At 55.9% G+C, this 15,561-nt stretch carries 14 protein-coding genes; 7 read left to right on the forward strand and 7 right to left on the reverse strand.

All coding sequences use genetic code 11. The annotated features are described in order from the left end of the window. Positions 1 to 71: 71 nt before the first annotated feature. The 4 genes from FGF66_RS07715 (at position 72) to FGF66_RS07730 (ending at position 3,041) form a co-directional block, all read left to right on the forward strand. The gene (locus FGF66_RS07715) at positions 72 to 299 is read left to right on the forward strand and encodes a hypothetical protein (protein ID WP_139457079.1); all 228 of its coding nucleotides are present in this window, start codon (positions 72 to 74) and stop codon (positions 297 to 299) included. Further along, positions 289 to 681 carry a fluoride efflux transporter CrcB gene (crcB, locus tag FGF66_RS07720; protein WP_246046626.1) on the forward strand — a complete coding sequence of 131 codons (393 nt, stop codon included), beginning with the start codon at positions 289 to 291 and terminating at the stop codon, positions 679 to 681. Before FGF66_RS07715 ends, crcB begins: the two co-directional genes overlap by 11 nt. Further along, entirely contained in the window at positions 678 to 1,013 is a 336-nt protein-coding gene (locus FGF66_RS07725; protein WP_170181273.1) for a DUF190 domain-containing protein, read from the forward strand. The genes crcB and FGF66_RS07725 overlap by 4 nt, the downstream gene beginning before the upstream one ends. Positions 1,014 to 1,406: 393 nt before the next feature. Next, positions 1,407 to 3,041: a GTP pyrophosphokinase gene (locus FGF66_RS07730; RefSeq protein ID WP_139457080.1), complete on the forward strand. Its 1,635-nt coding sequence runs from the start codon at positions 1,407 to 1,409 to the stop codon at positions 3,039 to 3,041. Between the two features lie 356 nt (positions 3,042 to 3,397). Here the strand turns inward: FGF66_RS07730 and feoB are convergent, their stop codons facing one another. The 4 genes from feoB to FGF66_RS07750 form a co-directional block, all read right to left on the reverse strand. Further along, positions 3,398 to 5,536, reverse strand: a complete 2,139-nt coding sequence (gene feoB, locus FGF66_RS07735) for a ferrous iron transport protein B (RefSeq protein ID WP_139457081.1) — start codon at positions 5,534 to 5,536, stop codon at positions 3,398 to 3,400. Further along, a complete protein-coding gene (locus FGF66_RS07740; RefSeq protein ID WP_139457082.1) occupies positions 5,533 to 5,826 on the reverse strand; it encodes a FeoA family protein in 294 nt (97 codons plus the stop codon). The genes feoB and FGF66_RS07740 overlap by 4 nt, the downstream gene beginning before the upstream one ends. A 137-nt stretch (positions 5,827 to 5,963) precedes the next feature. Further along, positions 5,964 to 6,350 (reverse strand): histidine triad nucleotide-binding protein, encoded by a 387-nt coding sequence (locus FGF66_RS07745; protein ID WP_139457083.1) that lies wholly within the window; start codon positions 6,348 to 6,350, stop codon positions 5,964 to 5,966. 26 nt (positions 6,351 to 6,376) lie between these two features. Further along, the gene (locus FGF66_RS07750) at positions 6,377 to 6,877 is read right to left on the reverse strand and encodes a hypothetical protein (RefSeq protein ID WP_170181274.1); all 501 of its coding nucleotides are present in this window, start codon (positions 6,875 to 6,877) and stop codon (positions 6,377 to 6,379) included. Positions 6,878 to 7,086: 209 nt separating this feature from the next. Here FGF66_RS07750 and FGF66_RS07755 point away from each other — a divergent pair, with 209 nt between their 5' ends. The 3 genes from FGF66_RS07755 to FGF66_RS07765 all read left to right on the forward strand — a co-directional run bounded on the left by FGF66_RS07755 (position 7,087) and on the right by FGF66_RS07765 (position 12,239). Next, positions 7,087 to 7,770, forward strand: a complete 684-nt coding sequence (locus FGF66_RS07755) for a fibrobacter succinogenes major paralogous domain-containing protein (protein ID WP_139457084.1) — start codon at positions 7,087 to 7,089, stop codon at positions 7,768 to 7,770. A 147-nt stretch (positions 7,771 to 7,917) separates the two neighbouring features. Further along, complete coding sequence (locus FGF66_RS07760; protein WP_139457085.1) at positions 7,918 to 9,633, forward strand: site-specific DNA-methyltransferase; 1,716 nt, start codon at positions 7,918 to 7,920, stop codon at positions 9,631 to 9,633. After that, positions 9,630 to 12,239: a DEAD/DEAH box helicase gene (locus FGF66_RS07765; RefSeq protein ID WP_170181275.1), complete on the forward strand. Its 2,610-nt coding sequence runs from the start codon at positions 9,630 to 9,632 to the stop codon at positions 12,237 to 12,239. The genes FGF66_RS07760 and FGF66_RS07765 overlap by 4 nt, the downstream gene beginning before the upstream one ends. Before the next feature lie 167 nt (positions 12,240 to 12,406). Here the strand turns inward: FGF66_RS07765 and FGF66_RS07770 are convergent, their stop codons facing one another. The 3 genes from FGF66_RS07770 to FGF66_RS07780 form a co-directional block, all read right to left on the reverse strand. Beyond that, on the reverse strand, positions 12,407 to 13,711 hold the full coding sequence (locus tag FGF66_RS07770) for an NAD(P)H-dependent oxidoreductase (protein WP_139457087.1): 1,305 nt from the start codon (positions 13,709 to 13,711) through the stop codon (positions 12,407 to 12,409). Further along, a complete protein-coding gene (locus FGF66_RS07775; protein ID WP_139457088.1) occupies positions 13,708 to 14,445 on the reverse strand; it encodes a TetR/AcrR family transcriptional regulator in 738 nt (245 codons plus the stop codon). Before FGF66_RS07775 ends, FGF66_RS07770 begins: the two co-directional genes overlap by 4 nt. A 187-nt stretch (positions 14,446 to 14,632) precedes the next feature. Beyond that, positions 14,633 to 15,358 carry a 4'-phosphopantetheinyl transferase family protein gene (locus FGF66_RS07780; RefSeq protein WP_139457089.1) on the reverse strand — a complete coding sequence of 242 codons (726 nt, stop codon included), beginning with the start codon at positions 15,356 to 15,358 and terminating at the stop codon, positions 14,633 to 14,635. Between the last annotated feature and the right edge of the window lie 203 nt (positions 15,359 to 15,561).

Consider the following 15,561-nt stretch of genomic DNA (forward strand, 5'->3'; position numbering starts at 1 on the left):
TCGGGATTTATGGAAAGATGGCAAATTGTTACATTCATTGAACAGATCCGATCAACCAACCAGCACCCGTTATGAAGCCGATGTATTACCTCGTGGCCGCGGCCCTGTCGATCCTGCTCTCCATCTACGTTTTTCTTTTCGGCACGGCGGCCAACAGCCAGCTCGTGGCGATCTTTATCGGCCTGTGGGCGCCAACGATCATCTGCCTCGGCATCTTCAACATTCTCATGAACATCCACGGCGAGATGTGCTGCGCCCACAAGCGCATCGAGGACCGGCAGACCGGCCATGAACACTGAGGTGGCGATGAAGCAGGTGCTTCTGGTCGGAGCGGGCGGTTTCGCCGGATCGGTCGCCCGCTACCTCGTGGCGCTTGCGGTACCCTTCGCCGGCACCGGCTTTCCTTTCGCCACATTCGCGGTCAACCTGCTTGGCTCGTTCCTGATCGGCTTCATCAGCGAGCTGGCGCTCTCGACTACGCTCTTCTCGCCCGAAACGCGCCTGCTTCTGACGACCGGCTTCTGCGGCGGATTCACCACCTTTTCAACGGCGATGTACGAAACCGGCGGCCTCATGCGCGACGGCGAGGCGCTCTACGCCAGCCTGTACGTCGCGGGCAGCCTTGCTGGCGGCCTCTTCTGTCTTGCTTCCGGAACGCTTCTCGCAAAACTCTGGCAATGATGAACTTTATCGAATCGGAACTCCTGCGGATATTCATTGGTGAGCAGGAAAAGCTGCACCACCGCCCGCTCTACGAACTTCTCGTCAGCGAAGCCCTCGAACGCGGCATGGCCGGAGCCACGGTTTTTCGCGGCCTTCTCTCGTTCGGTCTGCGTCACAAAGTGCACACCTCGAAGATTTTCGAGCTTGCCGGAGAACTGCCGATGGTGATCGAAATCGTGGAGATCACCGAAAAAATCGAAGAATTCCTGCCGGTAGTCGAGACGCTGCTGCGGGAGTCCGGAGCGCAAGCGCTGGTGACGCGGGAGTCGGTGCGGCAGTGGACGACGTGAGGGGGGCTAGTATCGTAAGGTGAACAGGTCTATAAATGCGTTAAAATGTTATTTTATTATAAATAAATGCCTTATGACTGCTCTGGCGCGTTTATTTAATGGTATTGTTTTGCAATTTTTTTTGAGATCGGTAACTTTACGTGTAAAATCTTTGTGTTGAATATTTTTTTTGCTAAACTCTGTATGAAGTTCTTTCATGGTTAACACAATTTCATTGTTTGATAAAAAGGAGGCAATAATGAGATTAGATCCTACAAATGGGTAGCTGTTTTAGATGAATAAGCTTTAGTTTTAAAACAACTTTTGTGACGCCATTCTTTTGCAAAAAGAGAATGGCGTTTTTTTTGTCATGTCCTTTGTATAAAAACTTTTTATGTGGAAAAGGAGAGTGATATGAGTGTGACTTTAACTGAGGCTGAATCTTATGTGGTTGGCCTTAAACCATCATTAGATGCTCAGATGACGATTTTAAAAGGCAAATTGTCTTCCATATCTTCTAAAATATATTTAAGTCCTGGAAGGCTAAAGACAAAAGAAAGTGTTTATCTTAAAACTAAAAGAAAATCTAAGCGCTTAAATGAAATATATGATTATGCTGGTTTGAGATTGTTGTGCTTATTTGAGGATGATATATTTGAGGTGCATAAAGATTTCGTTCGCATGTTGCGTGTTGTAGATGATGAGGAGATTGACGCAAAATATCAATTAAAAAAATGTTCTGTTTATAATTGGGATAAGGATTATCAAGAAAGTATTAAAAATGAGGTAAATAAGTATTACCAAGAGGGGAAGGAGTATAAATTTGAAAGTGAAGAAAAGCCTTCTGGTTATAAGTCTATCCATTATGTTGTTCGTCAAGAGGGACAGCGCGGATGGGTTGAAGTACAGTTGAGAACATTGATTCAGGATGTTTGGGGACAACTTGAACATTCGATTTCTTATAAAAAGGGCGGAGTTCATCCCCATATCAGAAAGAGCTTTTATTTGCTATCAAAAGATTTAGGTAATATTGAGAGCTTGTTGTCCTATCTAAGAACAGTTAATAAAAAAGAGGAGGCTGGTGAGGAATATTTTAATAAATCTGCAAAGCCTCAATATGTTTTTAATTATGAAGATTCGATATTTCCTATAATTTTTAATTCGAAAGAAGAATTAAAAAATGCATCTGATTCTTACTGGGAAATGGTTAATGGTGAGTTGCTGATAACGCCAGAGTGGGTGAGTAAAGCGCGCGGATATTTAGATGTGATTGAGGACGGCATTTCAGCAAGAGAGCTTGCTAAAAACCAAGAGTTAACTTATTGGATAAAAATGGAGAAGGCTTTTTTGTTGTTTTGTGAAGAAAAGCATGAAAAGTCTTTAGAAATATATGGAGATGTCGAAAAAGAACATAAGGATAGATATTGTGTATATTTTAGAATGGGGGAATTGTATTTTATTTTAGGCCGTATAGTGGAGGCTTTAGATGCATTTGACAAGGCAGAGTCATTGTTGAAAACAACCGATGGCTTGGGATTAGTTAATCAGCATAGAATAAAGACGAAATTAGCCTATACTTATTGGCGACTTGGAGAGGAATACATTGATATATGCAATGAGGAGATTGACGACGCAAGGGAAAAGTATTATGAAAATCCTGACGATTTTACTGAAAAGCAGCGTATGGCCTTAGTCAATAACGTTTGTTGGTATAGACTGGAAAAATACATAATACTTCAAAATAGATTCTTATGTGAAAGAAAGGCAGAAGATGAAAAAAAAGCGTTAAAAGCATACGAAGATGTAACGGCAGAGTTCGAGGAGGTTGAGAAGTGTTTGCAAGATGGTGGAAAAGAGGCTGGCCACATGCTTGATACCGCAGCATGGTATTGCTATTGGTCATATAAGCGCGATATAAGAAATAAAGATTTTCTTGCTAAAGCAAAAGTATATGCTTATGCTTTAAATGATATGACAAAAAGTCCACCTCGAGAAATGAGGAGCATGAAGACTTATATGGCCCACATTCAGGAGATTATGTCTGAATAATAATAAGGCAATATAGTTTTTGTGTGTGGAAATCGCCTCTCGATGAATGGTTTGTAACGGTAAAAAATGAATAAACAAGATTTAGACAAGCCGTGAAATCGATCCTGTATTCGCATCCAAGTCCATCCCAAAAATCTCCCCAAAACAAAAAAGGGCCGCCTTTTCGGGCAGCCCTTTTTTGCGTCTCTGTCGTCCTTTCGCCGCTTACTGGTGCGCGGCGACGAGGGCGCTGTAGTTTGCCTTGATGGTCTTTTCGAGGTCTGCGTCGGTGTGGACAAGGCAGGTGAACTGATTGATGACGTCGAGTCCTCTGGCTCTCGCCATCGAATCACAATGTCGAGACCGCACCTCTCTCCTCACATCCACAGCAGCGCCAGCCGGTAGGTGATGAACGAGGCGATCCACGCCACTGCAAGAACATACGCAGAGTAGAGCAGCACCGGCTTCCACGCGCCGACCTCTTTTTTCATCACGCCCACCGAAGCCACGCAGGGGATGTAGAGCAGCACGAAGACCATCAGGCTCAGCGCCGTGGCTTTGCTGAAGCCCGGTTCGCTTCGGAGAATCTCCGAAAGGCTCGTCTGTTCGGCGGCATGGCCGATGGAGAAAATCGTGCCGAGCGTCGAAACCACCACCTCCTTGGCCGCAAGCCCCGTCACCAGCGCGATGCCGATGCGCCAGTCGAAGCCGAGCGGGCGGATGAGCGGTTCGAGCAGCTTGCCGCTTCGTCCCGCAATCGAGTATTCGAGCTGGCCCGCGTCGATTCGCGCTTCGAGCTTCTGCACTTGCTCCGCCTTCAGCTCCGGCGCGACTGCCGATGCCTCGATCCGCGCGGTCTCCGTCGCCAGCTCCGCGTCGAGCGCCGAGCTGCGTGGGAAGTTGCTCGTCGCCCAGATCAGGATCACCGCGCCGAGAATCAGCGTTCCGGCCTTTTTGAGGTACATCACGGCCTTCATCCGCGCCTGGAACACCACCGAGGTGAGCGTCGGCCAGCGGTAGGGCGGCAGCTCCATGACGAACGGCTCCGAGTCGCTCTTGAGCACGGTGGACTTGAGCAGCCACGCCGTCCAGAGGCCGATGACAATGCCGAGCAGGTAGATGCCGAACATGACGTTCGCCGCCATCGCGGGCGGGAAGAACGCCCCGGCGAGCAGCACGTACACCGGCAGCTTCGCGCCACAGCTCATGAAGGGGATCGTCATGATCGTCGCCAGACGATCCGACCGGCTCTTCAGCGTACGCGTGGCCATGATGGCCGGAATCGAGCAGCCGAAGCCGGTGATCATTGGAATGAACGACTTGCCGTGCAGCCCGAAGCGGTGCATCACCTTGTCGATCACGAAGGCCGCGCGCGCCATGTAGCCGGAGGCTTCGAGGAACGACAGCCCCATGAAAAGCAGCACGATGTTCGGCAGGAACACCACCACGCTGCCCACGCCGGAGATCACGCCGTCAACGAAAATCGAGCGCACCATTCCGGCGGGCAGATGCGGCGCGACCGTTTCCGACAACAGGCCGAAGGAGTAAGCGAGCGCCTCCATCAGCGGCTTGCCGAGCGTGAAGGTGAGCTGAAAAATCGCCCAGACGACGAGGAAAAAGACCGGCAGGCCGAGCACCCGGTTCAGCACCACCGCGTCGATGTAGTCGCTCACCGAGGCGCGGGCGGCCTTCGGCAGGCGCACACACTCCTGCATCGCGCCGCGCACGAAGGCGTGACGATCCTCGGTGATGAGCGCTTCGGGATCGGTGCTGTGCAGAATGCCGCACTCCGAAATCGCCTCCTGCAACGCCAGCTCGATTTTGACCCACACCGGATACTTCTGCACCTGGGTGTAAACCTCGCGGTCGTTTTCGAGCAGCTTGATGGCGAGCCAGCGGTGGTTTGCCGCCACGTCGAGCTCCCGCTCGTGCGAGAGCAGGCTCGCGATTTTGTCGATCGCCTTCTCGACCTCCGGGCTGAAGGTCATCTTGTTTTTGCGTATCTCGATACACCCTTCGCTGATGCTGACGACATGGTCGAGCAGGTCGTCGAGTCCCTTGCGATTCCGCGCGGAGATCGGCACGATGTGGCTGCCGAAGAGTTTTTCGAGCTGGCCGATGTCGATGGAAATTCCCTTCTGCTCGACCTCGTCCATCATGTTGAGCGCCACGAGCAGCTCGACCTCCATCTCCATGAGCTGCACGGTGAGCATCAGGTTCCGTTCGAGGTTGGTGCCCTCGACGACGTTGACCACCACGTCGGGCTTTTCGTCGATGATGAAGCGGCGGGTGACGATCTCTTCCGGCGAGTAGGGCGTCAGCGAATAGGTTCCCGGCAGATCGACCACGGTGATGCGGTAGTTCTTGTAATCGAGATAACCTTCGTGTTTTTCGATGGTTACGCCGGGGAAGTTGCCCACGCGCTGGTGCGCGCCGGTCAGCGCGTTGAAGAGCGAGGATTTGCCCGCGTTCGGATTTCCGGCCAGGGCGACCGTGATGGTTTTGTGCTGGCTCATGCGCGTTTTCCGAAACGATGGCGCCTGCGCAACCCCGGCCATCCGTTCTGTGTGGCCTCAGCGGCTTCGAGTTTGTTGACGGCGATGCCTTCGGCCTCGTTGCGCCTCAGCGTCAGGAGCAATCCCTTGCAATTGATCTCTATGGGATCGCCAAGCGGGGCGAATCTGAGCACCTCCAGCTCCGTGCCTCTCACGAGTCCCAGGTCCATCAGGCGTCTTCTTATAGCCGGTTCAGCCGCGACCGCCGTCACCTCCGCGCGCTCTCCAGCTTTCAATTCAGATAACTTCATATATTTTTTTAATCCTGTAAAAACCCATGTGTCCCGCGTTGTCTTAAATAGACAAAATACAAATAACGAAGCGGGCGGACGAAAAGTTTTCCCGTTTTGATTGCGGGATGCAATTTCCTGAAAAATGGCTTGCGTGATTACTCCTCGCCGTGCGCTACTTCGCGGCCCGCGAATGGAGGCCAGCCCATCGTTTTGCCGCCGATCAGATGCGCGTGGATGTGCCCGACGCTCTGCAAGGCGTCCTCGCCATTGTTGAACACCAGCCGGTAGCCCGATTCGAGCACCCCGGTCTTTTCAGCCACCACTCGCGCGGCCAGCAGAATCTGTGCGGCAATCTCCGAGTCGCCATCCTTCAGCTCGCTCAGCGATGCAATGTGCTCCAGCGGAATGATGAGCACATGAACGGGCGCGACCGGATTGAGGTCGTGGAACGCGGCCACATGGTCATTTTTGTAGATCAGGCTGGCCGGAATATGCCCAGCGGCGATTTTGCAGAAAATGCACTCTGGCTCGTAACGTGTCATGGTGTTATCCATTTATGAATGCTGAACTACGGTTTCTGGATGATCGACAGGCTCATGCTGCCGCCTGAGCCGATGAGTACCACCGTAAGCTGTCCCTTGAGGCCGGTCACGCTGCCCCGGTCGCCCTCCTTTTCGGCGACGATCATCGAGGTGGTCTCGAAGCCCTTCGCCTTGAGCGCCACTTCGTAATCCCGGAGAGCGTGTTCCGGCAGGCGGTCGATAGCCATGTCCCAACTGCTTCCTTCGGGCGTTTCGGTTTTGATGATCTTGCGGATCGTGCCAAAAGAGTACCTCGGTACATCGGCGGGCACGTCATCCGGCCAAGGTTTGGCCGCGTCGATGATCTCGACCGAGCCTCTGCCCGATTCGATCGTGACGCTATTCTTGGAGGTATCGGCAGCCGCCGGAACCGGCTTGGGCGCGGAGGGCGGCAGTTCGGGCGTCTTTTGATTGCAGGCTCCGAGAACGCTGACAAAGACGATGAGTGACAGTGTCCCGGTGGTTTTGCTGAACAGGTTCCGGCTCATGATCGTTCGTGACAAGTGGATGGTAACCGCTTCGTTTTGCAAATGTAATAAAAAATGGGCGCAGACTGCGGCAACTCAGCGCCAGGGGTGGCATAAAGTTCTCGCGATCACTACATTGCGTGTGATAACCCCGTTAACATGCGCTCCGGCGTCAACCATTCGGCAACCGGAAATATGCGGAGCGCGCATTCAATCGATGGAGTCCAACGATGATCAAACGACGCATTTTCAGCATGACCGGCGCCATGAAGCCGCTCCTTTTTGCCGCTCTGCTCATGGCTGGCTGCAACGGCAACGCGCCGAAAACCGTCAGCGACATTGATGGCAACAGCTACGGAACGGTCAAAATCGGTGACCACGTCTGGATGAGCGAAAACCTCAGTGTGAGCCGTTACCGGAATGGCGACCCCATTCCGGAGGTGACGGCGGGCGCTTCGTGGGCCGCGCAGAGCGCCGGGGCGCGATGCTCGTACGACAACGATGCCGAAAACGGCAAAACCTACGGAATGCTCTACAACTGGCGCGCCGTCAGCGACCAGAGAGGTATCGCCCCCGAAGGGTGGCACGTGGCCAGCGACAAGGAGTGGCGTGAGCTGGCCGAAGCTCTCGGCGGCGAAGAAGAGGCTGGCGGCGCTCTGAAAGCTCCCGGAAAATGGAGCGATCCGGCCAGCGAAAGCGCCAAAAGCAGCGGCTTCGACGCCCTGCCCTCCGGAGCGCGGCGCGATGCCGACGGCGTCTTTCTCATGCGAGGTCAGTTCGCCCGCTTCTGGACAAGCTCGCCCGCCAGCAACGGCAAAGCCCTCGCCCGCGCGCTCGGCTTCTACGACAACGCCCTGCGCGGCGGCGAAGTCGGCCCGAAGAACGGCTTCGCGGTACGGTGCGTGAAGGATTGAGGCGGGTCGGCTTTGGCGCTTCGGAGGCTGTCACTACCGGTTTCTCCGGGTATGGCAGCATGAGCGAAGCGCCTTTCTTTCGATCGCGGAAGGCCGTACATTGCGGAACGTAATTGCTTCATCACGTTTTTTCCCGGAGTTACTCGAATGCCGTCACTGGACTGGATTGGCAAGAAGGCTGTCGTCAACCATCACATGGAGGTTCCGTTTCACCTGTTGCGGTGCAACGGGGAGCTGTCGGCGGGCGAACCGGAGAGCGGGAACCTGCTTGTTCAGGGTGACAACCTGGTCGCCCTGAAGGCCCTGTTGCCGCATTACGCCGGTCAGGTCAAGTGTATTTATATCGATCCGCCGTATAACACGGGGGTTGACGAGCGGGATGAAAGTGGGAAACGAAGCGGCTGGATTTATAATGACAACGTCAGCAGCCCTGAGATCAGGGACTGGCTTTTCCGGGTTGTCGGGCCGGAAGCCGAAGACCTGTCGCGCCATGACAAGTGGTTGTGCATGATGTATCCGCGTCTTGTCATGCTGCATCAGTTTCTTAGGGAAGACGGAGTGATTTTTGCCAGTATCGATGAGGTGGAGTTCGGCAACCTGCGATTGCTTTTCGACGAAATTTTCGGCATTTCGAACCGGGTCGGGACGATCATCTGGGACAACGCGACTGACAACAACCCGACGAATATTGCGCTCGAACACGAATACATTTTCTGCTATGCCAAAAACAAAGCCAACCTTCCTTCGGTCTGGAAGTCCCAGAATCTGGCCGTGAAAGAGAAGTTGCTTGAAATCGGCAATGATTTCGTCACGCGCTATCCAGACCAGAGAAAGCGGCAGGAAGCCTATTCGAAATGGTTCCGGGACAATAAGCAGTATTTGTGGCCGTTTGACCGATACAAATACATTGATGATGAAGGTGTTTACACCGGTAGTCAAAGTGTGCACAACCCCGGCAAGGAAGGTTATCGTTATGATGTACCTCATCCGGTTACGGGAATGCCTTGTAAACAGCCATTGATGGGTTATCGTTTTCCGCCTGAAACCATGAAAAGGCTATTGGATGAAGGGCGAGTTATCTTTGGCGAAAACGAAACCAAACTGATCGAACTGAAGGTGTACGTCAAGGATTATAGAGCCAAGCTTGCCAGCCTTTTCACGCTCGATGGTCGGGTCGGAACGAATGAAATCAAGGAGATTCTTCACCATGACAGGCGACCGTTCGATTTCCCGAAGCCGACAGCACTTATCGAAGAGTTGCTGAGTTTCACGACATCAGGCGACGATCTTATTTTGGATTCATTTGCAGGTTCTGGAACCACCGGCCATGCGATCATGAAGCTGAACAAAGCAGATGGTCAAAAACGGCGTTTCATTCTTGTCGAAATGAAAGAGAAGATCGCCCGTGACATTACCGCCGAGCGACTCAGGCGAGTGAGCGAGGGATATTTGAATGCAAAGAAGGAGAGCGTTGGCGGACTCGGCGGCGGGTTCAGGTATTGCGAGCTTGGGGAGGCGTTGTTCGATGCGGGTGGGTTTATCAACCGGAACGTTTCGTTCAGGGAGCTTGCGCAGCACATCTTTTTTATCGCAACCGGCCAGCCGCTTCCGGCTGAATCCGAACTGACAACGCCGCTTGTCGGCATCTCGAACGGCACGGCGGTCTATCTGCTTTACAACGGCATTCTTGGCGATGCTTCGGATGATGGCGGCAACGTGCTGACGCGGGAGGTGCTTTCGCGGCTGCCCGCGCACGAGGGGCTGAAAATCGTTTACGGCAACGGATGCCTGCTCAGCCCGATGCGGCTCGCGAGCGAGAACATCGTGTTCAGGCAGATTCCTTACGAGGTGAGGCAATCATGATGACCCTCAAGGATTACCAGCGGCGCTCGCTCGATACGCTGAGCGACTATTTCGTAGCCTGCCAGCAACACGAGAACGTCGATACGGCGTTTTACAGCGTCACGCGCCAGTCGCTCGGTTTCGGAATTCCGTATCGGGAAGTAACGGAACTGCCGGGCGTGCCCTATGTCTGCCTGCGCATTCCGACCGGCGGCGGCAAAACGATCGTCGCGGCGCACTCGGTCGGCACTGCGGCGAAGGATTTGCTGCACACCGACGCCCCGGTGGTGCTCTGGCTCGTGCCATCCAGTGTCATCAGGGAACAGACGCTCAAGGCGCTGAGGAATCGCAAGCACCCCTACCGGCAGGCGCTCGAAGCGGCGCTGCCCTCGGTCGAAGTGCTCTCGATTCAGGAGGCGCTGGTCGTCAGCCGCCCGACGGTTGCCGGGAACGCGACCATTATCGTCTCGACCATGCAGGCGTTTCGGGTGGACGATACCGAAGGGCGCAAGGTCTATGAGCAGTCGGGGGCGCTGATGGATCACTTCACCGCGCTCGATCCGGCGCTTGCGAGCCAGCTCGCCTGCTACGACAACTGCCAGCCGGTGCAGTCCTTCGCCAATCTCCTCAAAATGCACCATCCGGTGGTGATCGTCGATGAGGCGCACAACGCCCGCACGTCGCTCTCGTTCGAGACGCTCGCGCGGTTCAGCCCCTCCTGTATCATCGAGTTCACGGCGACGCCCGCCGCTGAAAACAATGCGAGCAACGTGCTCTGTTCGGTTTCCGCCGCCGAGCTGAAGGCCGACCATATGATAAAAATGCCGATACGGCTCGAAACCCGTCCGAACTGGAAGGAGTTGCTCGCCGACGCCATTGCGCTCAGGCAGCACCTCGAACAGGAGGCAGCGCTGGAGCGGCAGGTTACGGGCGAGTATATCCGCCCGATCATGCTCGTGCAGGCGCAGCCGAAAAGCCAGACGCACGAAACGCTGACGGTCGAGGTGGTGGAGCGTTGCCTGATCGAGGATTTCGATATTCCCGAAGAAGAGATACGGCGCGCAACCGGCGCAGACCGGGAGATCGACGGGATTGATCTTGCCGATCCCAAGTGCGTGGTGCGCTACATCATTACGGTGCAGGCGTTGCGCGAGGGGTGGGATTGCCCGTTCGCCTATGTGCTCAGTTCCGTGGCTGAAATGCGCTCATCGACGGCGGTCGAGCAGATTCTTGGCCGGGTGATGCGTCTGCCGGGGGCGAGGCGGAAGATGCGCGACGATCTGAACATGGCGTACGCTTTTTCGGCTTCGGCGGATTTCGTCGATGCGGCGCGGGCGTTGCAGGACGCGCTCGTGCAGAACGGCTTCAACCGCCAGGAGGCCAAGGAGTTGATCGCGAGTATGCCGACGAACGAACAGGGGCGCTTCGATCTCTTCTTCGAGACGCGCGAAGTGGTCGGCGAAGCTCCGAAGCTGGAGCTGTTGCCTGAGATCGTCCGCAAGAAAGTGTCGTTCGATCCCGAAGCCAAAGCGCTCATCTTCACCGGCGAGATGGATGACCGCGAAATGAAGGCGTTGCAGGAGTGTTTCGACTCCTCCGAGGCCAAAGCCGGGGTTGAGACGATCTGCCGGAACTCCCGGCGATACCTCAAAAAGCAGGCGGCCACTCCGGCGGAGCGCTTCGAGCCGTTTGCGGTGCCGGTACTCGCCATCCGGCAGGGCGAGCTGTTCGAGCCGTTCGAGGAGACCCATTTTCATGAGGTGCCGCTGCGGCTGTCGAAATGCTTGCCGGAATTGAGTGAAAATGAGTATTCGGCAAAGCGCTTCGACGGCAAGCTTGCCGAGATCGACATTTCCAGTCGCGGGCAGTTGTCGGTGCGATTCGTCGATACGCTGCACCAGCAATTGAGCCTGCTCCTTGACGAGGGGCGGCAATCGGTCGCGCAACTGGTTAACTGGATCGACAAGAATCTTCCGAATCGGCAGGATATTTTCCCCTCCGAGAGCGGGCCGTATCTGACCGGCGTCATTCACTACCTCATCGACCAGCGCGGCTTCACGCTTGCCCAACTGATCGGCGACAAGTACACGCTTCGGCAGAAAATCGCCGAAAAGATCGATGCCCTGCGCAAGCGCCAGTGGTTACAGTCGTACCAGACATTCCTGCTGCCGGAGTGCGCAACGCCTCTCGTCGTGACGCCGGAGGCCTGTTTTGTGTTCAAACCGCACGAGTATCCCTACAATACACGCTATCAGGGAGCGCACCTGTTCAGCAAGCACTACTATCACGAAATCGGCGCGATGAACGGCGAGGAGGAGCGGTGCGCGGTGTTTCTCGACCGGATGGCGGAGGTGGAGTTCTGGGCGCGGAACATCGAACGCCGACCGTTGCACTCCTTCTGGTTGCAGACCGCCACGGACAAATTCTACCCCGATTTCGTCTGCAAACTCAAGGATGGCCGCTATCTCGTGGTGGAGTACAAATCGGAAAAGGCTTGGAGCGATGACGATTCAACCGAGAAACGCGACCTCGGAGAGCTGTGGGCGAAACGAAGCGGCGGCGCGTGTCTGTTCGTCATGCCCAAAGGACTCGATTTCGCGGCTATCGAGAAGGCGGTGAACGCTTAACCCTGTGATGGTATGGCAGGTTCAGTTCCTGAAAAAATCTGGTTGTTCCGGATAACCCCTATCGATTACATCCCGCATATCCTGCGGCGTGGCTTCGTTACGTCGAGGCATTATTAAGTAATGCCGAGCCTGCGGGCGAAACCCGCAAGCGCCTCACGCTTCGCTTCTTATCCCGCCACGCGCTGGTATGGTTTTGCATCGATCTGTTGCGCTACTCCATTTGTCCGGGCCTGCTTTTTCCAGTTCCTCGATCCGACGAAGCGGTAGAGCCATGCCGGAATGAAGGGCTTGGCGAGCTGCTGGCGGGCCTCTTCGGGTACGGGCTTTCCGGCGGCGAATGCCGCGGCGACGCGGTCGAGCGCTTTTTTGAAGGGCGTCACCGGCCCGCCAAGTTCGGCCAGCGGTCTGCCGTGCACCAGCCCTTCGCCACCGCCGATGGTGATGCTGCCCATCCAGCGCAGTCCGGCGGCCTTCGCGAACGCCGCGCAGGAGCCGAGGGCGCTTTCGTTCTGCGTCGATTCGATGAAGCCGCAGTTGGCAATCGCGGCGAATGCGCCCTTCGGCGGCAATCCGGCGCGGCGTTCGTGAATCGTCCGCATCAGCGTGAGCACCGGCGCGGGGATGCTGTCGATGTAGAGCGGAAAGGCGAGGATGCAGAGATCAGCGTTGTCGATGGCCTCGAGCATCGCGTCGCGTTTTCGTTCGTCATGAATGGCGTGGTATATCTGGTGGGTTTCGGTCGTCAAACCCTGCCCCGCCAGCCGGTCGAGCAGATAGCCGCCCAGCGCAGCCGATGAGCTTTTCGCCATGCGCGGGCTGCCGACCAAGAGCGCGACCTTTCGAGGCGGCGTGGCGGTGGCTTCGGCGGCGATGCGCGGGAGCGTGGCCTGGCGCTGGCTCGCCGGGTTGTCGAGCTGACGCGCCAGCGCTTCGAGCTGCGACTTCAGCACCCTGTCATCGGCATGTCGATCCACGATGCCCCAGGCGCGGCGCTTCCCATTGAAATTGATCGTGTTGCGCCAGGCGAGGTGGTTGAACAGCGCTTCCTGCATCTGGTCGGGCTGGTCGATCCATCCGGCGATCATGACGTCCGGGTAGCGGTCGTAGCGCATCCTGTGGTGCGTTTCGCCGTCAATGGTCGTGAAGAAGGGCGAGATGTTGGCGATGAAGTGGTCGAGCATCCGCTTCAGCTCCGGCGAATAGGCCCCGAAGGCGACCGGCGTCAGGAAGATCGTCAGGTCGCTCTGGATGAATTTGCGCGACAACTCGCGGTTGTCGTCGTCGATGATGCAGACGCCGGGCGTCTTCAGCCAGCAATGGAAGCAGCCCCGGCAGTGGCCGAGCGTTTTGTCGCGCAGCGCGACATGCTCCGCTTCGTAGCCTTTCGCGGCGAGATGCTTTTCGAGGATTGCTGCAATTCTGTCGCCGGTGGAGTCGCCCGCGGGCGAGCCGTCTAAAATGAGCGCTTTCATAGGTTTTCTCCGTTTTTTGATCCAGGTGATGGCAGCTCCTTTGGCGGGCGGACGAATTGCCGGGCGATGGAGTCGAGTTCGAACTCGAAGAGGGCCGCGCCGTCGCCCGCGAAGGGCGGAAGTTTTCCGCTGATCTCAAGCGAGACAAGGCCGTGCACCCGGCTCCAGATGAGCACGGCGACAGCATAAACGTTGAGCATGTCGCCGTCGGCGGTTTCGAGGAGGCCGCAAAAGCGGTCGCCGGGTGCGAGCTGCGGGCGCGGGATGCCGGTCAGATCGATCCGTCCGAGAGTGTGCAGTTCGGCGATGCAGCTTGTCAGGCCGCTGAGCGAGCGCATCATGACCGGCGTCAGCTCCTGCATGGGCGGCTGGTAGCCCGGCACCGGATTACCGAAGATGAGCAGGTAGCGGTGCGGATGGTCGAGCGCCCAGGCGCGGTAGGCCAAGCCGGTGGCGCGGAGCCGTTCAAGCTCCCGGCCCGGTTCGGCGAAGGCGTCCCGCGCGGCGAGCTGCCGGTCGCCGAAGGAGCTGAAGGCGTCGATGATGAGCGCCGTCACGAGAGCGTCGCGGTCGGGGAAATAGTTGTAGATCGCCGGCGCAGTGATGCCAAGCTCGCGGGCGATGCCGCGAAGCGACAGCGACGAAGCGCCCGATTCGGTGATCTGCCGCCAGGCGGCCTCCTTGATGAATTCCGGCAGATTCGCCAACTGCCTGTTTTTTGTCGGTCGTGCCATAGATGATTAAGTTTACAGTGTAAATATACTGTGTAAAGTTATCGCGAGCAAGTGAAAAGTTCTCGACAGACGGGTGTGATTTCGGGGCAGCCGTTGCCAGACAGCCATATTAATTACATGGCGCGGCTTGGCGTGAAGGTTTTAGCCGGTGATTTCGAGAGAGTCGAAAAATAAGAAGGCGAGCTTGTCAGAGTTCGATGTACTCGCCGTTTTGCAGCGAGTAGCGGCGGAGGTGCAGCGGTTCGTTTTTGTCGAGCTGGATGGCCAGCGCGGTGGCGAAGCCGCAGATGTAGTCGAACACCGGGGTGACGCAGGTGATGGGCCGTTCATGGCCGAATGGTACGAGGAACCGGTTCATGCGATACTGCGTGGCGACGTCGAATGCGGCCAGGCCGTGTTCGAGAGGGCAGCCGCACGCCTTGATCAGCGACTCCTTGATGCTCCATATCCGGATGAAGGCCTTGTTCTTTTCCCAGCTTGGCAGGTTTATGATGATCGCGTACTCTTCAGCGGAGAAGTATTTCCGGGCCAGCAGGTCGAGGTCATCCACCGTCCGTATTCTCTCGATGTCGATGCCCATTACTGAATGTTTAGAAAAGGCATAGACAATCTGGCGACCGGAATGGGAGAGGTTGAAGCAGATGTCGGCATTCTCGGGGAAGGCGACCGATGGCTTCCCGGATTCGGTGGCGGAGAAGCGGATACGGGAGGGGGCGATGCCAAGGGTTTCGCCGAGAAGCTGCCGGAGGAGACCCCTGCGGAGCACGAAGTTTTGCCGGTCGTTGTCGAAGCGGAAACGATCGGCTCTCTCTTTTTCCTCATCGGTAAGGGCTCCGAACAGCTCCGCTTCCGGAATTCCGGCGATGTGTGTGTCGGTATGAATGAGGGTGATGGCCTCTTTCGAAATGATCATCGTTACCTGTCTCTGGTTTGGCAAGGACGCCGTTCAATTTCGTGAACCTGATTCCGCGTTGCTCAATCTACGATTTTTTGATGAGCATCGTTCCCGGAACGTGATCTTGCAAGGGGAGTGTTTCCGTACGCATCCCAAGTCGGCGCAGGGTTGATTTTGTAAAACAGCATTGCAAGGGGGCGGCGCAATAGTCAGGGCATGCC

Origin of the sequence: Chlorobaculum thiosulfatiphilum, assembly GCF_006265165.1 — a bacterium.
GTDB lineage: Bacteria > Bacteroidota > Chlorobiia > Chlorobiales > Chlorobiaceae > Chlorobaculum > Chlorobaculum thiosulfatiphilum.

Bases quoted from the DNA above. Each gene is read 5' to 3' on its own strand.
- FGF66_RS07715 (WP_139457079.1), top strand. From the start codon at position 72: ATGAAGCCGATGTATTACCTCGTGGCCGCGGCCCTGTCGATCCTGCTC.
- crcB (WP_246046626.1), top strand. From the start codon at position 289: ATGAACACTGAGGTGGCGATGAAGCAGGTGCTTCTGGTCGGAGCGGGC.
- FGF66_RS07725 (WP_170181273.1), top strand. From the start codon at position 678: ATGATGAACTTTATCGAATCGGAACTCCTGCGGATATTCATTGGTGAG.
- FGF66_RS07730 (WP_139457080.1), top strand. From the start codon at position 1,407: ATGAGTGTGACTTTAACTGAGGCTGAATCTTATGTGGTTGGCCTTAAA.
- feoB (WP_139457081.1), bottom strand. From the start codon at position 5,536: ATGAGCCAGCACAAAACCATCACGGTCGCCCTGGCCGGAAATCCGAAC.
- FGF66_RS07740 (WP_139457082.1), bottom strand. From the start codon at position 5,826: ATGAAGTTATCTGAATTGAAAGCTGGAGAGCGCGCGGAGGTGACGGCG.
- FGF66_RS07745 (WP_139457083.1), bottom strand. From the start codon at position 6,350: ATGACACGTTACGAGCCAGAGTGCATTTTCTGCAAAATCGCCGCTGGG.
- FGF66_RS07750 (WP_170181274.1), bottom strand. From the start codon at position 6,877: ATGAGCCGGAACCTGTTCAGCAAAACCACCGGGACACTGTCACTCATC.
- FGF66_RS07755 (WP_139457084.1), top strand. From the start codon at position 7,087: ATGATCAAACGACGCATTTTCAGCATGACCGGCGCCATGAAGCCGCTC.
- FGF66_RS07760 (WP_139457085.1), top strand. From the start codon at position 7,918: ATGCCGTCACTGGACTGGATTGGCAAGAAGGCTGTCGTCAACCATCAC.
- FGF66_RS07765 (WP_170181275.1), top strand. From the start codon at position 9,630: ATGATGACCCTCAAGGATTACCAGCGGCGCTCGCTCGATACGCTGAGC.
- FGF66_RS07770 (WP_139457087.1), bottom strand. From the start codon at position 13,711: ATGAAAGCGCTCATTTTAGACGGCTCGCCCGCGGGCGACTCCACCGGC.
- FGF66_RS07775 (WP_139457088.1), bottom strand. From the start codon at position 14,445: ATGGCACGACCGACAAAAAACAGGCAGTTGGCGAATCTGCCGGAATTC.
- FGF66_RS07780 (WP_139457089.1), bottom strand. From the start codon at position 15,358: ATGATCATTTCGAAAGAGGCCATCACCCTCATTCATACCGACACACAC.